We start from the raw sequence: 15,241 nt of genomic DNA on the forward strand, positions 1-15,241 counted from the left end.
ACCCGCGGCAACGCCTGCCGCCGCGCGTGGCCCGTCGACGGTCGAGGATGCCTCGCGCGAAGAGCGCGTGAAGATGACGCGCCTGCGCCAGACGATCGCCAAGCGCCTCAAGGACGCGCAGAACACCGCCGCCATGCTGACCACCTACAACGAGGTGGACATGAAGGCGGTCATGGACCTGCGCAACAAGTACAAGGACATTTTCGAGAAGAAGCACGGCGTCAAGCTCGGCTTCATGGGCTTCTTTACCAAGGCGGTGACGCATGCGCTGAAGGAGTTGCCGGCCGTCAACGCCGAAATCGACGGCACCGACGTCATCTACAAGAACTACTGCCATGTCGGCATGGCCGTCGGCACGGACAAGGGCCTCGTCGTTCCTGTCATCCGCGACGCCGACCAGATGTCGATCGCCGAAATCGAGAAGGAACTCGGCCGTCTTGCCAAGGCAGCCCGTGATGGCTCGCTCTCCATGGCCGACATGCAGGGCGGCACCTTCACCATCACCAATGGCGGCGTCTACGGTTCGCTGATGTCTTCGCCGATCCTCAACGCACCGCAGTCCGGCATTCTCGGTATGCACAAGATCCAGGAACGGCCGGTGGCGATCGGCGGTCAGGTGGTCATCCGTCCGATGATGTATCTGGCGCTGTCCTACGATCACCGCATCGTCGACGGCAAGGAAGCGGTCACCTTCCTCGTGCGCGTCAAGGAAAGCCTGGAAGATCCGGAACGTCTGGTTCTCGATCTCTAAGGGAGCGCTTTCGATGCGGAACCGGATCATGCGAGCGGCGCGCCTTCTTCTTTGCGCTGCCGCCGCGCATATTCCGGTCTCCGCATCGGCTGCCGGCTGGGACATCAGCAAGGCAAGCAGCAATTTCGAGCTGGTGGCGCTGAGCGATGCCGAACTCTCCGGCCGGTCGATCGGTGCGATCCATATGGGCAATGTCGAGCTGACATCGGGGCGCATCGTTGCCGCCGATCCGCTGGCCCAGCCCGATCGTCCGGCGCTCGCAAGAACGGTTGCGCCGGGCGACTATCCGGTGACGCTCTACCAGGCCTTCGGGCGCATCGCCGCCGCCAGCATGCGGTTTGCCGAGGGCAGGCCGGATCATTGGGAGCTTGCAGTCCTGCCCGGGCAGGACCCGGCGACGCTGAAGGACGGCGAGATCTTCGGCTATCCCGTCGATGCCGGCCTCGGCTGCTACATGGATGCCGATACGTTTGATCTGATCGGAGAGCGTGAAGGGCAGGTACAGGCGCAGAAACCGGATGCCGACGTCAATTATTACGATGACGTGCTGGCGTCGGACCTCGACGCCAACAAGGGCATCTATGCACTGCACCGGCCGGTTGCCGGCAGACGAGGCAATGTCGCCGTGTTCTGGAGCGGCTGGGGCGACGGTTTCTACCCGGTTTTCTGGGGGCTCGACAAGGACGGCCGCGCGCTGGTGCTGCTGACGGATTTCAGCGTTGTCGAAAACGCCGACGGGCGGAAGGAGCCGAAGTTGCAATGAGCGGAAGGATCGGGATCATGGCGGGACGGAAAGGTGTGGCTGCGGTCGCAGCTGCCGCGTTTTTTGCCGTTCCGGCATCCACCTTCGGCGCCGCATGTAAGCAGGAACAAGCCGTCTACGTCGATCGCGACGGTGCCTATGAATTGCGCTTCGCACCGCTGAATTCTCCATCGGCCGCCGCCAGCAACCAGTTCAAGGTCAGCGCGCTCAAGACACCTGTCGTGATGGAAGGTTATGTCATGCCATCGGAAGATCCGGTGCGCGCCATCGGCATCCTGATGTTCAACTGCCCCGAGGGCGATGCGACCGGCGCCGATCTCGATGCCTGCACGGTCTGGCAGGGCGCCGTCTACGGCATGGATGCCGAGGGTGAGATGGACAATCTGCAGCCCGAAGGTGCTGCGGCGGCCGAAAAGCTCGTGCTCCCCGGCCTTGGTCCCGCCATCCGCGAATCCAGTGCCTGGGGCGAGGGCAAAGCTTCGGTAGCGCCTTGGGACGTACTGACATTCAAGGAGTGTGCGACATGAGCGATGCACCTGTTGTTCTCATCACCGGCGGAAGCCGGGGTATCGGCGCCGCGGCCTCAAGGCTCGCCGCGCGCCAGGGCTGGCGTGTTGCGGTGAATTATGCCGCCAACCGCCAAGCCGCGGATGCGGTCGTGGCTTCGATCACAGAAGGCGGCGGCGAGGCCGTGGCGATCCAGGGCGACGTCGGCAGGGCTGCGGATATCGTCTCGATGTTTACGGCTGTCGACCGGCATTTCGGCCGGCTTGACGCGCTCGTCAACAATGCCGGCATCGTCGACTATCCGCAGCGCATCGATGAGATGTCGGCGGAGCGAATCGAACGCATGCTGCGCGTTAATGTGACCGGCTCCATCCTCTGCGCCGCAGAGGCCATACGCCGGATGTCGAGCCGGCATGGCGGGCAGGGCGGGGCGATCGTCAATATCTCGTCGATGGCGGCGATCCTCGGTTCGGCGACGCAGTATGTCGATTATGCCGCTTCGAAGGCGGCGATCGACACCTTCACTGTCGGCTTGGCGCGTGAAGTCGCTGCCGAGGGCATCCGCGTGAATGCGATAAGGCCCGGCATCATCGAGACCGACCTCCATGCTTCGGGCGGGCTGCCTGACCGGGCACGCGAGATGGCGCCGGCGGTTCCGATGCAGCGTGCGGGCACACCCGAGGAGGTGGCGGATGCGATCCTCTATCTTCTGTCACCTTCGGCTTCCTATATAACCGGCGCGATCCTCAATGTGAGCGGCGGCCGCTAGAACGACAGGGCGAAAAACAGCATGCAATATATTCTCGAATTCCTCGGCCTGATGGCCGTCTTTTCGATCTTCATCGTCGTGCCGGGCGCCGATTTTGCCGTTATCCTGCGCCAGAGCATCGTGCATGGGCGACGCGCCGCCATCATGACCGGGCTCGGCATGGGCTTCTCCCTCCTCTTCCACATCAGTTACACCATCCTCGGCCTCGGCCTGATCGTGTCCAAATCACTGATGCTGTTTGCTGTCATCAAATGGGCAGGCGTCGCCTATCTGGTCTATCTCGGCATCAAGTCCTTCCGCGAACCGGGCTTCAAGGTGAGGGATATCGAGGTGACGGCGGAAGACCGCAAGCCGGTCTCAATGTTGAAATGCCTGGGCATGGGCTTCATCACCAATGCGCTGAACCCGAAGCCGGTGCTGTTCTTCCTGTCGCTGTTTTCGACGCTCGTCCATCACGACACGCCGGCGCTGATCCAGTTCTCCTATGGCATCGGCATGGCGACGGCGCTGGTCGCCTGGTTTGCCGGCGTCTCCTATTTCTTCACGGTCAAGGCGATCCGTGACCGCTTCATCGCCAGCGGCAAATGGTTCAACCGCATCACCGGAGCGGCACTTGTCGGCTTCGGCTTCCGCCTCGCTTTGTCGCGCGCGGCCGATTAAACGAAAAATCCAAAGGGAAAGAAGCAATGTCCTACGATGTGATCATTATCGGAACCGGCCCGGGCGGCTATGTCTGCGCCGTCAAGGCGGCCCAGCTTGGCCTCAAGGTCGCCGTCGTCGAAAAGCGGGCGACCTATGGCGGCACCTGCCTGAACGTCGGCTGCATTCCGTCGAAGGCGCTGTTGCATGCCTCCGAAATGTTCCATCAGGCCGGCCACGGAATGAGCGCGCTCGGTATCGATATTCCGGCGCCGACGCTCAACCTCGGCAATATGATGGCCCACAAGGATGCGACGGTGAAGTCGAATGTCGACGGCGTCGCTTTCCTCTTCAAGAAGAACAAGATCGATACCTTTCAGGGCATCGGCAAGGTCGTCTCGGTCGGCAAGGTTTCCGTCACCGCCGACGACGGCAAGGTGCAGGAGATCGAAGGCAAGAACATCGTCATCGCCACCGGCTCCGACGTCGCCGGCATTCCTGGCGTGCAGGTCGAGATCGATGAAAAGACCATCATCTCGTCTACCGGCGGCATTGCGCTGGAGAAGGTGCCGGAAACGCTGATCGTCGTCGGCGGCGGCGTTATCGGTCTCGAGCTCGGTTCCGTCTGGTCGCGCCTCGGCGCCAAAGTCACCGTCGTCGAATATCTCGACACCATCCTTGGCGGTATGGACGGCGAAGTCTCCAAGCAATTCCAGCGTATGCTTGCCAAGCAGGGCATCGATTTCAATCTCAGCGCCAAGGTCACCGGCGTTGAAAAGGGCGACAAGGGCGCCAAGGTCACTTTCGAGCCCGTCAAGGGCGGCGACAAGGTGACGCTCGAGGCCGAAGTCGTGCTGATCGCCACCGGCCGCAAGCCCTATACATCGGGTCTCGGCCTCGAAGAGGCCGGTGTTACGCTCGACAATCGCGGCCGCGTCGAGATCGACGGTCACTTCAAGACCAATGTTGCCGGCATTTATGCGATCGGCGATGTGGTCAAGGGTCCGATGCTGGCGCACAAGGCGGAGGACGAAGGCGTGGCGCTTGCCGAAATCCTTGCCGGGCAGCATGGCCATGTGAATTACGAGGTCATTCCGAGCGTCGTCTACACCCAGCCGGAAATCGCTTCCGTCGGCAAGACCGAGGAAGAACTCAAGGCGGCTGATATCGCCTACAAGGTTGGCAAGTTCCCGTTCACGGCGAACGGCCGGGCGCGTGCGATGCTGGCGACGGACGGCTTCGTCAAGATTCTTGCCGACAAGGAAACCGACCGCGTGCTCGGCGGCCATATCGTCGGCTTCGGCGCCGGCGAGATGATCCACGAGATCGCCGTGCTGATGGAGTTCGGCGGTTCGTCAGAAGATCTCGGCCGTACCTGCCACGCGCATCCCACAATGTCGGAAGCGGTGAAAGAGGCTGCGCTCGCAACCTTCTTCAAGCCGATCCATATGTAATCTTACATATTCGTAACAAAGCATACAGCCGCTTGCCGAAAGGCAGGCGGCTGTTTTAGTTGTTGCCTATCGTTGAGTTCAGCATCCGTGAAGGTCCAGAAATGCAGCAGCCGTCCATCGTGAGTTACAGCCTGAGCCAGCGTTTTCTTCACTGGGCCGTGGCGCTGCTGATCTTCTTCAACCTGCTGTTTCCCGATGGCATGAATATCTGGCATCGGCTGATGCGCAGAGGCCAGGTACCGACGCCGGAGCAGATTTCGTCGGCGAATATCCATGCCTATGTCGGCATCGCCATCCTGATGCTTGCCGTCCTCAGGCTCGGGCTGCGTTTTACCAAGGGCGTCCCGGACGAGGTCGCACAGGAGCCGGCGATCTTCCGTCTTGCAGCGAGGCTTGCCCATGCCGGCCTCTACATCCTGATCTTCTCGATGCCGCTTTCGGGCATCGCCGCCTACTATTTCGGTATCTATCCCGCCGGTTCGTTCCACGCGGATGTCCTGAAGATCATTCTCTGGGCGCTGATTGCGGCGCATGTCGCCGGCGCCCTCGTCCATCAGTTCTATTGGAAAAGCAATGTTCTGCGCCGCATGACGCTCGGCTGACCGCCAGCGGGTTCAGTTCACCGCGGTGACGGTGAAGCCCTGCTGGCGTAGCAGTTCAACCAAGCCGTCGTCGCCGGGCAGGTGCGCCGCTCCGACGGCGATCATGGTGCGCCCCTTGTCGAGGTAGGGCTTCGCCCGCTCCGCCATGACCTTGTTTCGATCCGTGATCATACGGTTTTCGAAGGCTTTTTCAGCAGCGAGATCTGTCGAGACGACCTCCATGAGCGAGAAGATCATTCCGATCTTACCCTGATCGTAGAGGCTGATCATCGTCTCGGTTATGTCATCCATACCATTCGGAAACGCCAACAACTCCCGCAGGTTCTGAAGCATGCGGTCGTCCGGGACATCCGACAGGGCCTTAATTTGCTCGACTGGCGTTTCCAGGCCGACCAGATTGACACCATCATCTAGCGCCTCGAGGGCGAGAGATTCGTCCAGTACCCTGAGGCCGCTTGCTCTGCGCTTGATATCGCAGCCACGTGTCTGGAGGCTGGCGTAGATGAACCAAGGTCGCATCTTGGCCATCAGGTTCACGTTGATGCCCTTTTTCTTCAAGCCGGCAGCGACTTCGCTGGTCGCGTCAGGGGGCAAGATGTGATCGAGGGTTTTGTCACCGTGGAGCGTGGTCAGCTCGGGATGCTTGAAGATCTCCAGCACAAGTTTTTCCGGCTCTGCGATTTCCGCTAACTCGACAGTCAGAGTGTCGATAGCGTCGTACGCCTCGTAAAATCCTTCCGGCATATCCAATACACGGGAATCGCTCACATGCATCGTGCCGAGCAACCAGGAAGGCTGGAGACCGGGCTTTTCGATTTTCCAGAAGATCGCATTGCCGTTCGGTATCGTCTCGGCTTTCTCGACAGCCTTCCTGAAACGGACGGGATCTTCCTTTTCCAGTTGGGTCAAAAGGTTCTGACCCGGGCAAGCCAGTTCGTCATCGGCCAAGGCAGGCGAAAAGGAAAATATCGTTAGCATCGCCGCCGCCACTAGCATTGCGCCGTTACCGAACGTGGGAAGACCTTTCGAGGCCGCTCTCGAGGTGAAAACCATATTCTGGCTGAGCATTGAAACTCTTTTGGGAACAAAGGGCTGTAAATGCCGCCATGTGACGTATGCAAACTGGGGTTGTCAATCTCAGAGAGCTGCCGCCACCGCAAATTACTGAGGTTGGACCTAATTGACGGCTGTCACCGTGAAGCCCTGCTGGCGTAGCAGTTCGATGACGCCGTCCTTGCCGGGCAGATGCAGGGCGCCGACGGCCATGAAGACGTTGCCGCCGTCGAGGATGGGGGCGGCGCGTTCGGCCATTACCTTGTTGCGGTCGAGGATGATGCGCTGCTCGAAGGCGGCATAATCGTTATTTTCGCCCTCTTCTTCAGGCGTCACCGTTTTCAGCATCGGCATGGTCATGCCGATGTCGCCGGAGAGGTAGAGATCGGTCATCGTCTCGACGACATCGCTCATCTTGTCGCCGAGTTCCAGCGTCTCGATCAGCGACTTCAGATGGAATTCGACCGGCAGATCGGCCATGGCCTGGATCTGTTCGGCAAGGGTTTCCAGCCCCTTGACCTGCTTGCCCTGAGCAACGGCGTCGGTGGCGATCTTCTGGTCGAGGAACTGCACGCCCTTTGCCTTGCGGGCGATTTCGCAGGCCGGCAGGGCGACGGCGCTCGAGATCATCCAGGGCCGCATACGGGAAACGGCGCTGAGCGGGATACCGCGCTGCTTGAGGCCGGTTTCGAGACGCTTGTAATCCTCGGGAGAAAGCAGCTTGTCGATCGTCGTGCCGTCGGTGAACATCGTCAGCTCCGGCTTTGCGAGCAGGGCGGCGGTCGCCTTCCGCTCATCGAGGATCTCGTCGGATTCGATGATGATCGTGTCGGCAGCGTCATGGGCTGCCTGGGCGCGCGGCGGCAGGGCGAGCACGCGCGGATCGGTGACATGCATGCTGCCGAGCAGCCACGAAGGTGCAAGTCCCGGCTTCTCGACCTTCCAGAAGATGCCCTTGCCGTTCGGCGTGGCGTCTGCTTCCTTCAGCGCCTCGGCATAGCGGGCAGGGTCGTTCTGCTGCAACTCGATCATCAGGTTGCGGCCAGTGCAGGCCACGTCTTCGGCCGCCGCCGGCCTTGCAGCCAGGAAAGCGACAAACAGCGCGGCAAGAAGCAGCATGTGAAAGGCTGCGATCAGCCAGAGCAACAGATTGGCCGGCACTGCGAGGTAAGACGTCCGGCGGCCGATTGATGTCGTCATGATGGGTGTTCCGATCACATGCCTTGTGCGTTTCATGGTCTACGCCCGGCTTGCGCATATTCCTTTAAGAGAATGCCTTAACGAAAGTTAAAGTGCATCACATCAAATCGGATTCATGACGATGCACTTTAAATCAACGCATGGTGCTTCCAAAAATCAATTCCGATTTCCGGGCCGATGCGCTAGGCGCGCGGATGCGCCCGATCATACACCTCGAGCAGCCGTGACGCATCGACTCCGGTATAGACCTGCGTTGTGGAAAGGCTGGCATGGCCGAGCAATTCCTGAATGGTGCGCAGATCGCCGCCGCCGGCAAGCAGGTGGGTGGCGAAGGAATGGCGCAGGGCATGCGGTGTCGCCGTCTCCGGCAGACCGAAGGCGCTGCGCATCTTCTGCATGGTGCGCTGGATGATCGCCGCCTGCAGCTTGCCGCCGCGGGCGCCGCGAAACAGCGGTTCGCCGCTTTCGAGATGGTATGGGCAGAGCGCGCGGTATTTCTCGACCGCGTCGAAAACCACAGAGAGCAACGGCACCAGCCGCGTCTTGTTGCCCTTGCCGGTGATGCGCAGCACCGTTGCGCCCTTCTGCAGGTCGGCGGGAGCAAGATCAAGTGCTTCGGAGATGCGCAGGCCGCAGCCGTAGAGCAGCGTCATGACAGCCGCATCGCGCGCCGCAATCCAGGGTTCGTCATGCAGTTGGGCGTCGTCGCTGACGACGGTGATCGCCTGCGTGTCCGACAGCGGCTTGGGCAGCGATTTCGGTTGTTTCGGCGAGCGCACTGCGCCGGCGCCGGCGGCGTTGACCAGGCCCTTCTTTTCGAGATGGCGCAGCAGCGAACGGAGACCGGCGAGATTGCGGCCGAGCGAGCGAGCGCCGGAGCCCTGCTTGCGCCGGGCCGCCAGGAAGGCGCGGAAATCGGCGGGGCGCAACTCCTTGATGTCGCGGAGCGTCACCGGGCCGGCGAGATGGCCGGTCAGGAAGGTCAGGAACTGGCGGGTGTCGCGCTCGTAAGCGTCGAGCGTATGCTCGGAAAGACGGCGCTCACGGGCGAGATTTTCAAGCCATGCGGCACGCTCCGTCATCAGGCGCGGATCGGCGATAACAAGCAGTTCGTTCACGTGGCTGGCCTTGATTTTGCCTTCAAGTCCGCCAATTTGGAGCAGGAACAGTTATGGAATTGCTAATGCCGGCCAAGCCTTTGTCATCCTTCGATCATATTGTACTGCGATAGCTTATACCCCATAGACAGGATCTTTCATGGCACGGCGCGATTCCATGACGGCTTTCGGACAGCTCGCGGAAGCGATCGCTCTCGTTTCACAGGGAAAGCCCGGTCATATCGTCGATACGCTGATTGCCGAACGCGGCCAGAGGATCGTGAAAAATCCGCTCTGGCCGGTCATGCGGCCATTCCTCTACACGCTGCTGCGTTACAACAAGGCGCTCGAATTCGCCAATGCGGTTGCCAAGATGCCGGGTTTCCAGTCGTTCGAATATCTGAGTGATGTGCTGAAGCTCGACATCGGCATCACCAATGGCGAACGCATCCCTGATACCGGCGGCTTCATCCTCGTCAGCAACCATCCCACAGGCATCGCCGATGGCGTTGCCGTGTTCGATCTCTTGAAAGCGCGTCGGCCGGACATGATGTTCTTTGCCAATCGCGATGCCATCCGCGTCAATCCGCGGTTCGCCGAGATGATCATTCCTGTCGAATGGCGGGAGGAGCATAAGAGCAAGCTGAAGGCGCGCGAAACGCTGCAACTGACCAACCATGCGGTGAAGGAAGGCAAGGCGACAGTGCTCTTTCCCTCAGGCCGCATCGCCTACTGGGCAAACGGCCGGCTGAACGAACGGCCATGGAAGACCTCGGCCGTCGGGCTGGCGCGCAAATACAATCTGCCGATCCTTCCCGTGCATGTGACGGCGCGCAATTCGGGGCTGTTCTACTGGCTGGCGAAATGGTCGACGGAGCTTCGCGACATGACCGTGTTCCACGAACTGTTGAACAAACGCGGCGACCGCTTCGATTTCGTGATCGGCAATCTTATTCCCGCCGAACAGCTAGACGGCGACCTCAACGAGGTGACGAAGGCTCTGGAGAAACATACGGTGCAGGATATGGCTGGGGATGGCGACGCGACCTTCGTCCCGGTCGGCCTGCCGGCGGCGATGCACCGCGAGGTTCCGGTTCCTGCAATCTAGAACCACCGGCATTGCCATGACAATCGATATCCGCACGTTCCGCGATCGATTGCCGCAGGAGATCGCAGATCTCGAAAGCGAGGCCCGGCAAGAAGGCTATCTCCATATCGCCCGCCTTATCGACGAATGGTCGACCGGCGCCGTCAGATTCGATCGTGACGGCGAAAGGCTGCTTGGCGCCTATGCCGAGGAGGCGCTTGCTGGCGTCGGCGGCATGACTGTTGAAACGGCCATGTCAGGGGCGCTGCGGATGCGGCGTTTCTACATCAGTCCCGCAATGCGCGGGCGCGGCATCGGCCGGATGCTTGCCATGGCTCTGGTTGATCATGCGTCGTCCTTCTGTACCGTCGTCACCGTTCATGCGGGAAACGATGGTGCGGCAAGGTTCTGGGAGTCGCTCGGGTTTCAGCCTCACGGACGAGATGGACATAGCCATCTGCTCGCGCTGCAGCACCATAACGGTGGTCCAGCGGCTTCGGATTTGCGCCAGTGTGTTACGCCCCGATCTCCTTGAGGCGGATGGCCTGGCGCGCCAACAGCCGCTCGACATCGGCAATATCGAGTGCGGAGAGCTTGGCGCCCGGCTTGCGCAGGGTGGCCGACTTGATCACGCCGCGCTTGGCAAGCACATATTTGCGCGAGGCAAGGCCAATGCCCTGCTGCTGTTCGTAGCGGGCGAGCGGCAGATAGGCGTCGAAGATCGCATGGGCGCGATCGGGATTTCCGCCTGCATAGGCCTCGACGACGCCAACCATCATCTCCGGATAACAAAAGCCGGTCATTGCGCCATCGGCGCCGCGGCCCATCTCTTCGGGCAGGAAAAGCCCGCCATTGCCGCAGAGGATGGAGATACGCCGCATGGCGCCCTTGTCGCTGGCGGCGCGAAGCGCGGTGATTTTCGATAGACCCGGCCAATCCTCGTGCTTGAGCATGACACAATTCGGCACCTCGTTGACGATACGCTCGATGACCTTAGGCGCGATGGTCACATTGGTGGTGAGCGGATAATCCTGCAGCACGAATGGCGTATCGCCCAGGGTCTCGCCAACCGACTGGTAGAAGGCGAAGGCCTGATCGTCAGTCTTGACGGTCCAGGGCGGCGCAACCATGACACCGGCCGCCCCCTCGCCCATAACGGCTTCGGCAAGTTCGCTCATCGGCGCAAGCCCTGGCGCCGAAACGCCGACAACGACGGGGAGGCGCCCGTCGAGGCGCTTCAGCACCCGTTGGACGACTGTCCGCGATTCCTCGGCGGTCAGCTTCGGGGCCTCGCCGAGCTGGCCAAGCACCGTCAGGCCGGTGACGCCGGCGCCCTCGTAGAAATCGACCATGCTGTCGATACTGGCGAGATCGAGCGCGCCGTCATCGGTGAAGGGGGTTACGGCGATCACATAGACGCCCTTGGCATCTTCGGTCAGTCTGGCCATTCGTACTCTCCAATTCAGCGGCCGAAGAACAGCGCCTCGGCATTTCGAACAAAAATCTTTTCGGCAATCGTGGGATCGTCAATGGCGGCCCGTATGGTCTCGATCAGATCGGCGTCATCGGGCATGCCGTCCCACAATTCGGTGTGCGGCCAATCGCTGCCCCAGAGCAGCCTTTCCGCATGGCTGGCGGCAAGGGCGCGGCCGACCTCGGCGAAACCTTGGTCATTCATGTCCTTCGTCAAACGGTAGGGCGCGGTGACTTTGACGTAGGCCTCGGCTCTGTCCATCAGTCTTTTCAGAGCATCGACATGCAACGATCTCGTCTCTCTGGCAAGTGGAATGAAGCCGAGATGGTCGATGACGAGGGGCAGGCGGATGCCGGACAGCGTTGCCGCAATATCGGGAAGTTGTTCGGGATTGATCTGCAATTGCAGCGACCAGCCGAGAGGGGCAATGCTTTCCGCCAGTGTCTTGGCGGCGGCGAGCGGGAGGCCACCCTTGTTGCGCGTATTGATCCGCACGCCGCGCACGCCGAGCCGATCCAGACGCTCCATCTCGGTCGCCGTGGTGTCAGGATCGATGACGACGATGCCGCGCAGACGATCTGGATAGGCGGCAAGCGCCTCCAGCAGCACCCTATTGTCGAGGCCATAGACGCTTGGTTGCACCAATACGCCCCTGGCGATGCCAAGACTGCCGGAGAATTCGATCCAGTCGGCAATCGTCGCGATGTCAGGCGTGTAGCTGCGTGGAGTGTTGAGCGGAGCGCCGGCGCGAAAGACGTGGAAATGCGCATCGACCGTGCCTTGCGGCAGCGCCGCCCGCGGCAGCCGCGTCAGCTGCCGGCGGGGCAGGCAAAGCGGCGCCTCCATATCAGCGGCACTCATCGCGCGTCGAGCTCCTCGCTTTGCAGGAAGTCGAAGTCGGCGCCTTCGTCAGCCTGGAGCACGCGCTCCTGATAGAGCTTGGCATAGCCGCGCGACGGGGCCGGGGAGGGCCGGTTGACGACATCAAGCATGCGGCGATCGAATTCCGCCTGGTCGATGTCGAGATCGATGCGCCGGCCCTCGACGTCGAGTCGAATGCGATCGCCGGTGCGGACGATCGCCAGCGGGCCGCCATCGGCGGCTTCAGGCGTGATATGGAGGATGATCGTGCCGAAGGCCGTGCCGCTCATGCGGGCGTCGGAAATCCGCACCATGTCCTTCACGCCCAGGCGGGCGAGCTTGCGGGGGATGGGTAGATAGCCGGCTTCCGGCATGCCGGGCGCACCTTTCGGCCCGGCATTGCGCAGAACCAGAACGTCGTCGGCATGTACGTCGAGATCGTCGCTGTCGATGCGCAGCGTCATATCCTCGACGGAATCGAAGACCACGGCGCGCCCGCTATGCTGCAGCAGATCCTTGGAGGCGGCGGATTGCTTGATGACGGCGCCGCGCGGCGCCAGATTGCCGCGCAAGACGGCGATCGTTCCGATCGGCTTCAACGGTTTCTCGACGGTGCGGATAATGGTCTGGCCCGGCTCATCGACGACATCGTCGATGATCTCGCCGATCGTTCTACCGTACACGGTCGGGGCGCTGGCGTCGATTTCGTGACGCACCGCCTTCAACAGAGCCGGAACGCCGCCGGCCTCATGGAATTGCTCCATATAATGCTGGCCGGAGGGCTGCAGGTCGACGAGCAGGGGAATGCTCCGGCCGAGCCGGTCGAGCTCGGCCATGTCGAGGCGCAGACCGAGGCGGCCGGTTATCGCGGCAAGATGCACGACGGCATTGGTCGAGCCGCCCATCGCCTGCAGTGCGACGAGGCCGTTGCGTATTGCCTGCGGCGTCAGGATATCGCGCACCGTCGGTGCAGCCTCATCCATGGCGAGACGCGCGGCGACACGGCCGGTCTCCTCGGCAAGGCGGACTCGTTCAGATTCGACGGCGGGTGCCGAACCGGCGCGGGGAAGGCAGAGACCCATGACTTCGGTGAGGTTCGCCATGGTGCTCGCCGTGCCCATCACCGTGCAGGTGCCGATCGAGCTGGCCAGCTTGTTGTTGACGTCGGCGATCTCGGCCTCGTCGATCTCTCCGGCGCGGAAGCGCCCCCAGAAACGGCGGCAATCCGTGCAGGCGCCAAGCCGTTCGCCCTTGTGGTGGCCGACGGCCATCGGGCCGGTCGGCAGGAAGATCGCCGGTATCTCGCTGCTGGCGGCCGCCATGATCTGGGCCGGCAGGGTCTTGTCGCAGCCGCCGATCAGGACGACGGCATCCATCGGCTGGGCGCGGATCATCTCTTCCGTTTCCATCGCCATCAAGTTGCGCAGATACATCGAGGTCGGCGAGGCAAAGCTCTCGTGGATCGAGATTGTCGGAAACACCATGGGCATCGCACCCGTCAGCATGACGCCGCGCTTGGTTGCCTCGATGAGTTGCGGCACATTGCCGTGACAGGGATTGAAATCACTGTAGGTGTTGGCGATGCCGACGATCGGACGGTCGAGCGCATCGTCCGAATAACCCATGGCCTTGATGAATGCCTTGCGCAGGAAAAGGGAGAATCCCTGATCGCCGTAACTCGTCAGCTTGCGACGAAGACCGTTCGACAAACCTGTTCCTCCCTCGCCAAATTGATCCATGGCCGTGGTATCAGCGTAGAGGGATACGGATGATTGTCAATAAATAAGATGGCGTCACTGTATCGTATTTTCGGATTTCGTCGGCGATCACCATAAATTACAATGGGAATCAGCGAAATTAGCACTTTTGTTCGACAATCAAACGATTGGCTTTTGCGATGAAGATGGATAGATTATTGATAAAATGAGATTGTATGCAGAGGAAGCGCCATGACGGGAACGAGACGACGGCGTATCGGCATTATCGGTGCCGGCTGGGTCAGCGCCTACCATCTGCCTGCATGGATGCGGCAATCGGAAAGAGCCGAGGTCGTGGCGCTTGCCGACCCGTCGCCGAGCGCCGTCGAAGCGCGGCTTGCCGCCTTCGATATCGCGCGCCACTATGCGAGCGCGCAGGCGATGCTGGATGCCGAACAGCTCGATGCCGTGGATATCTGCGCGCCACGGGAGTTCCATGCCGAACTGGTGCGGCTGGCGGCGGAAAAAGGCCTCGACATCATCTGTCAGAAGCCGCTCGCACCCTCCTACGGCGAGGCTGTCGACCTGCTGGCAGGTCTTTCAGGCAGGGGCAGGTTGATGATCCATGAGAACTGGCGGTTCCGCGCTTATTATCGGCGGCTGAAGGCGTGGCTCGACGAGGGACTTGCCGGCGAGATCCGCCAGGTGCAGTTCGAATTCCTGTCCAGCGGCATGATCGCGGATGCGGAAGGAAAAAGGCCGGCGCTGGTGCGCCAGCCCTTTTTCCGGACGCAGGAGCGATTGCTGGTTATGGAAGTCATGATCCATCATCTCGACACGCTGAGATATCTTCTGGGCGAGATGGAGGTGGTGAGTGCGCGGCTTGAGAGGAGCAATCGCGATATAGTCGCGGAGGATGTCGCAAGCGTCGTCCTGCGCCGGACGAGCGACGGTGTTCTCGTCACCATCAACGCCAATCTCGCCGTGCATGGCGCGCCGCCGGCGCCGCGTGATCACTTACGCATCTTCGGAACACGCGGCACGCTCGAACTTAATTGCAATCTGCTCTCGGCTGAGGGTGCGCGGCAGTGCCGGGAGAACTTCGATCCCGACGAGACCTACCAGGGTTCCTATGACGCGACCATTGCGCATTTCCTCGACAGCCTCGATGGAAAGGTGGCGATGGAGACATCGCCGGGCGATAACATCAAGACGCTTGCTCTGGTCGAGGATATCTATCGCTTGAGCCGGTTCGACCCGGAACGCAATCCACTGTAACATGGCTCG

16 protein-coding genes are annotated in these 15,241 nt (G+C 61.3%); 10 read left to right on the top strand and 6 right to left on the bottom strand.

Annotation, left to right across the window (positions count from 1 at the left end; genetic code table 11):
* From odhB to MOV76_RS13870, 7 genes are all read left to right on the top strand, one after another.
* Window positions 1-751 (top strand): 2-oxoglutarate dehydrogenase complex dihydrolipoyllysine-residue succinyltransferase (gene odhB / locus MOV76_RS13840; RefSeq protein ID WP_247264709.1); only part of this gene is annotated, 751 nt, incomplete at its 5' end.
* Window positions 752-764: 13 nt separating this feature from the next.
* Window positions 765-1,514, top strand: a complete 750-nt coding sequence (locus tag MOV76_RS13845; protein ID WP_247264710.1) for a DUF4241 domain-containing protein — start codon at window positions 765-767, stop codon at window positions 1,512-1,514.
* Window positions 1,511-2,041, top strand: coding sequence for a hypothetical protein (locus tag MOV76_RS13850; RefSeq protein ID WP_028733518.1), 531 nt, complete (start codon window positions 1,511-1,513; stop codon window positions 2,039-2,041). The genes MOV76_RS13845 and MOV76_RS13850 overlap by 4 nt, the downstream gene beginning before the upstream one ends.
* The gene (locus tag MOV76_RS13855; RefSeq protein WP_247264711.1) at window positions 2,038-2,790 is read left to right on the top strand and encodes an SDR family oxidoreductase; all 753 of its coding nucleotides are present in this window, start codon (window positions 2,038-2,040) and stop codon (window positions 2,788-2,790) included. Before MOV76_RS13850 ends, MOV76_RS13855 begins: the two co-directional genes overlap by 4 nt.
* 21 nt (window positions 2,791-2,811) lie before the next feature.
* Entirely contained in the window at window positions 2,812-3,450 is a 639-nt protein-coding gene (locus tag MOV76_RS13860) for a LysE family translocator (RefSeq protein WP_018243878.1), read from the top strand.
* Between the two features lie 26 nt (window positions 3,451-3,476).
* The gene (lpdA, locus tag MOV76_RS13865) at window positions 3,477-4,883 is read left to right on the top strand and encodes a dihydrolipoyl dehydrogenase (protein WP_018448180.1); all 1,407 of its coding nucleotides are present in this window, start codon (window positions 3,477-3,479) and stop codon (window positions 4,881-4,883) included.
* A gap of 101 nt (window positions 4,884-4,984) precedes the next feature.
* Entirely contained in the window at window positions 4,985-5,485 is a 501-nt protein-coding gene (locus MOV76_RS13870; protein WP_131646879.1) for a cytochrome b, read from the top strand.
* Window positions 5,486-5,497: 12 nt separating this feature from the next.
* On the opposite strand, the gene MOV76_RS13875 is transcribed toward MOV76_RS13870, so the two are convergent.
* The 3 genes from MOV76_RS13875 to MOV76_RS13885 form a co-directional block, all read right to left on the bottom strand.
* Window positions 5,498-6,553 carry a TraB/GumN family protein gene (locus tag MOV76_RS13875; RefSeq protein ID WP_247264712.1) on the bottom strand — a complete coding sequence of 352 codons (1,056 nt, stop codon included), beginning with the start codon at window positions 6,551-6,553 and terminating at the stop codon, window positions 5,498-5,500.
* A gap of 108 nt (window positions 6,554-6,661) precedes the next feature.
* Window positions 6,662-7,738: a TraB/GumN family protein gene (locus tag MOV76_RS13880; protein ID WP_247264713.1), complete on the bottom strand. Its 1,077-nt coding sequence runs from the start codon at window positions 7,736-7,738 to the stop codon at window positions 6,662-6,664.
* A gap of 182 nt (window positions 7,739-7,920) precedes the next feature.
* Entirely contained in the window at window positions 7,921-8,856 is a 936-nt protein-coding gene (locus tag MOV76_RS13885; protein WP_028734224.1) for a tyrosine recombinase XerC, read from the bottom strand.
* A gap of 139 nt (window positions 8,857-8,995) precedes the next feature.
* Between MOV76_RS13885 and MOV76_RS13890 the strand changes: the two genes are divergently transcribed.
* The gene (locus tag MOV76_RS13890) at window positions 8,996-9,943 is read left to right on the top strand and encodes a GNAT family N-acetyltransferase (protein ID WP_028734225.1); all 948 of its coding nucleotides are present in this window, start codon (window positions 8,996-8,998) and stop codon (window positions 9,941-9,943) included.
* 16 nt (window positions 9,944-9,959) lie between these two features.
* Complete coding sequence (locus MOV76_RS13895; protein ID WP_028734226.1) at window positions 9,960-10,457, top strand: GNAT family N-acetyltransferase; 498 nt, start codon at window positions 9,960-9,962, stop codon at window positions 10,455-10,457.
* Here MOV76_RS13895 and MOV76_RS13900 read toward each other — a convergent pair.
* The 3 genes from MOV76_RS13900 to MOV76_RS13910 are packed head-to-tail and all read right to left on the bottom strand — an operon-like array spanning window position 10,438 to window position 13,966.
* Window positions 10,438-11,370: a dihydrodipicolinate synthase family protein gene (locus tag MOV76_RS13900; RefSeq protein WP_028734227.1), complete on the bottom strand. Its 933-nt coding sequence runs from the start codon at window positions 11,368-11,370 to the stop codon at window positions 10,438-10,440. The two genes, MOV76_RS13895 and MOV76_RS13900, sit on opposite strands and share 20 nt — an antisense overlap.
* Before the next feature lie 14 nt (window positions 11,371-11,384).
* The gene (locus MOV76_RS13905) at window positions 11,385-12,257 is read right to left on the bottom strand and encodes an amidohydrolase (RefSeq protein WP_028734228.1); all 873 of its coding nucleotides are present in this window, start codon (window positions 12,255-12,257) and stop codon (window positions 11,385-11,387) included.
* The gene (locus MOV76_RS13910) at window positions 12,254-13,966 is read right to left on the bottom strand and encodes an IlvD/Edd family dehydratase (RefSeq protein ID WP_028734229.1); all 1,713 of its coding nucleotides are present in this window, start codon (window positions 13,964-13,966) and stop codon (window positions 12,254-12,256) included. The genes MOV76_RS13905 and MOV76_RS13910 overlap by 4 nt, the downstream gene beginning before the upstream one ends.
* A 240-nt stretch (window positions 13,967-14,206) precedes the next feature.
* On the opposite strand from MOV76_RS13910, the gene MOV76_RS13915 reads away from it, so the two are divergent.
* On the top strand, window positions 14,207-15,232 hold the full coding sequence (locus tag MOV76_RS13915; protein WP_247264714.1) for a Gfo/Idh/MocA family protein: 1,026 nt from the start codon (window positions 14,207-14,209) through the stop codon (window positions 15,230-15,232).
* The last annotated feature ends 9 nt before the right edge of the window (window positions 15,233-15,241 follow it).

This window comes from Rhizobium sp. PRIMUS64, assembly GCF_023006465.1.
Classification (GTDB): Bacteria; Pseudomonadota; Alphaproteobacteria; order Rhizobiales; family Rhizobiaceae; genus Rhizobium; species Rhizobium leguminosarum.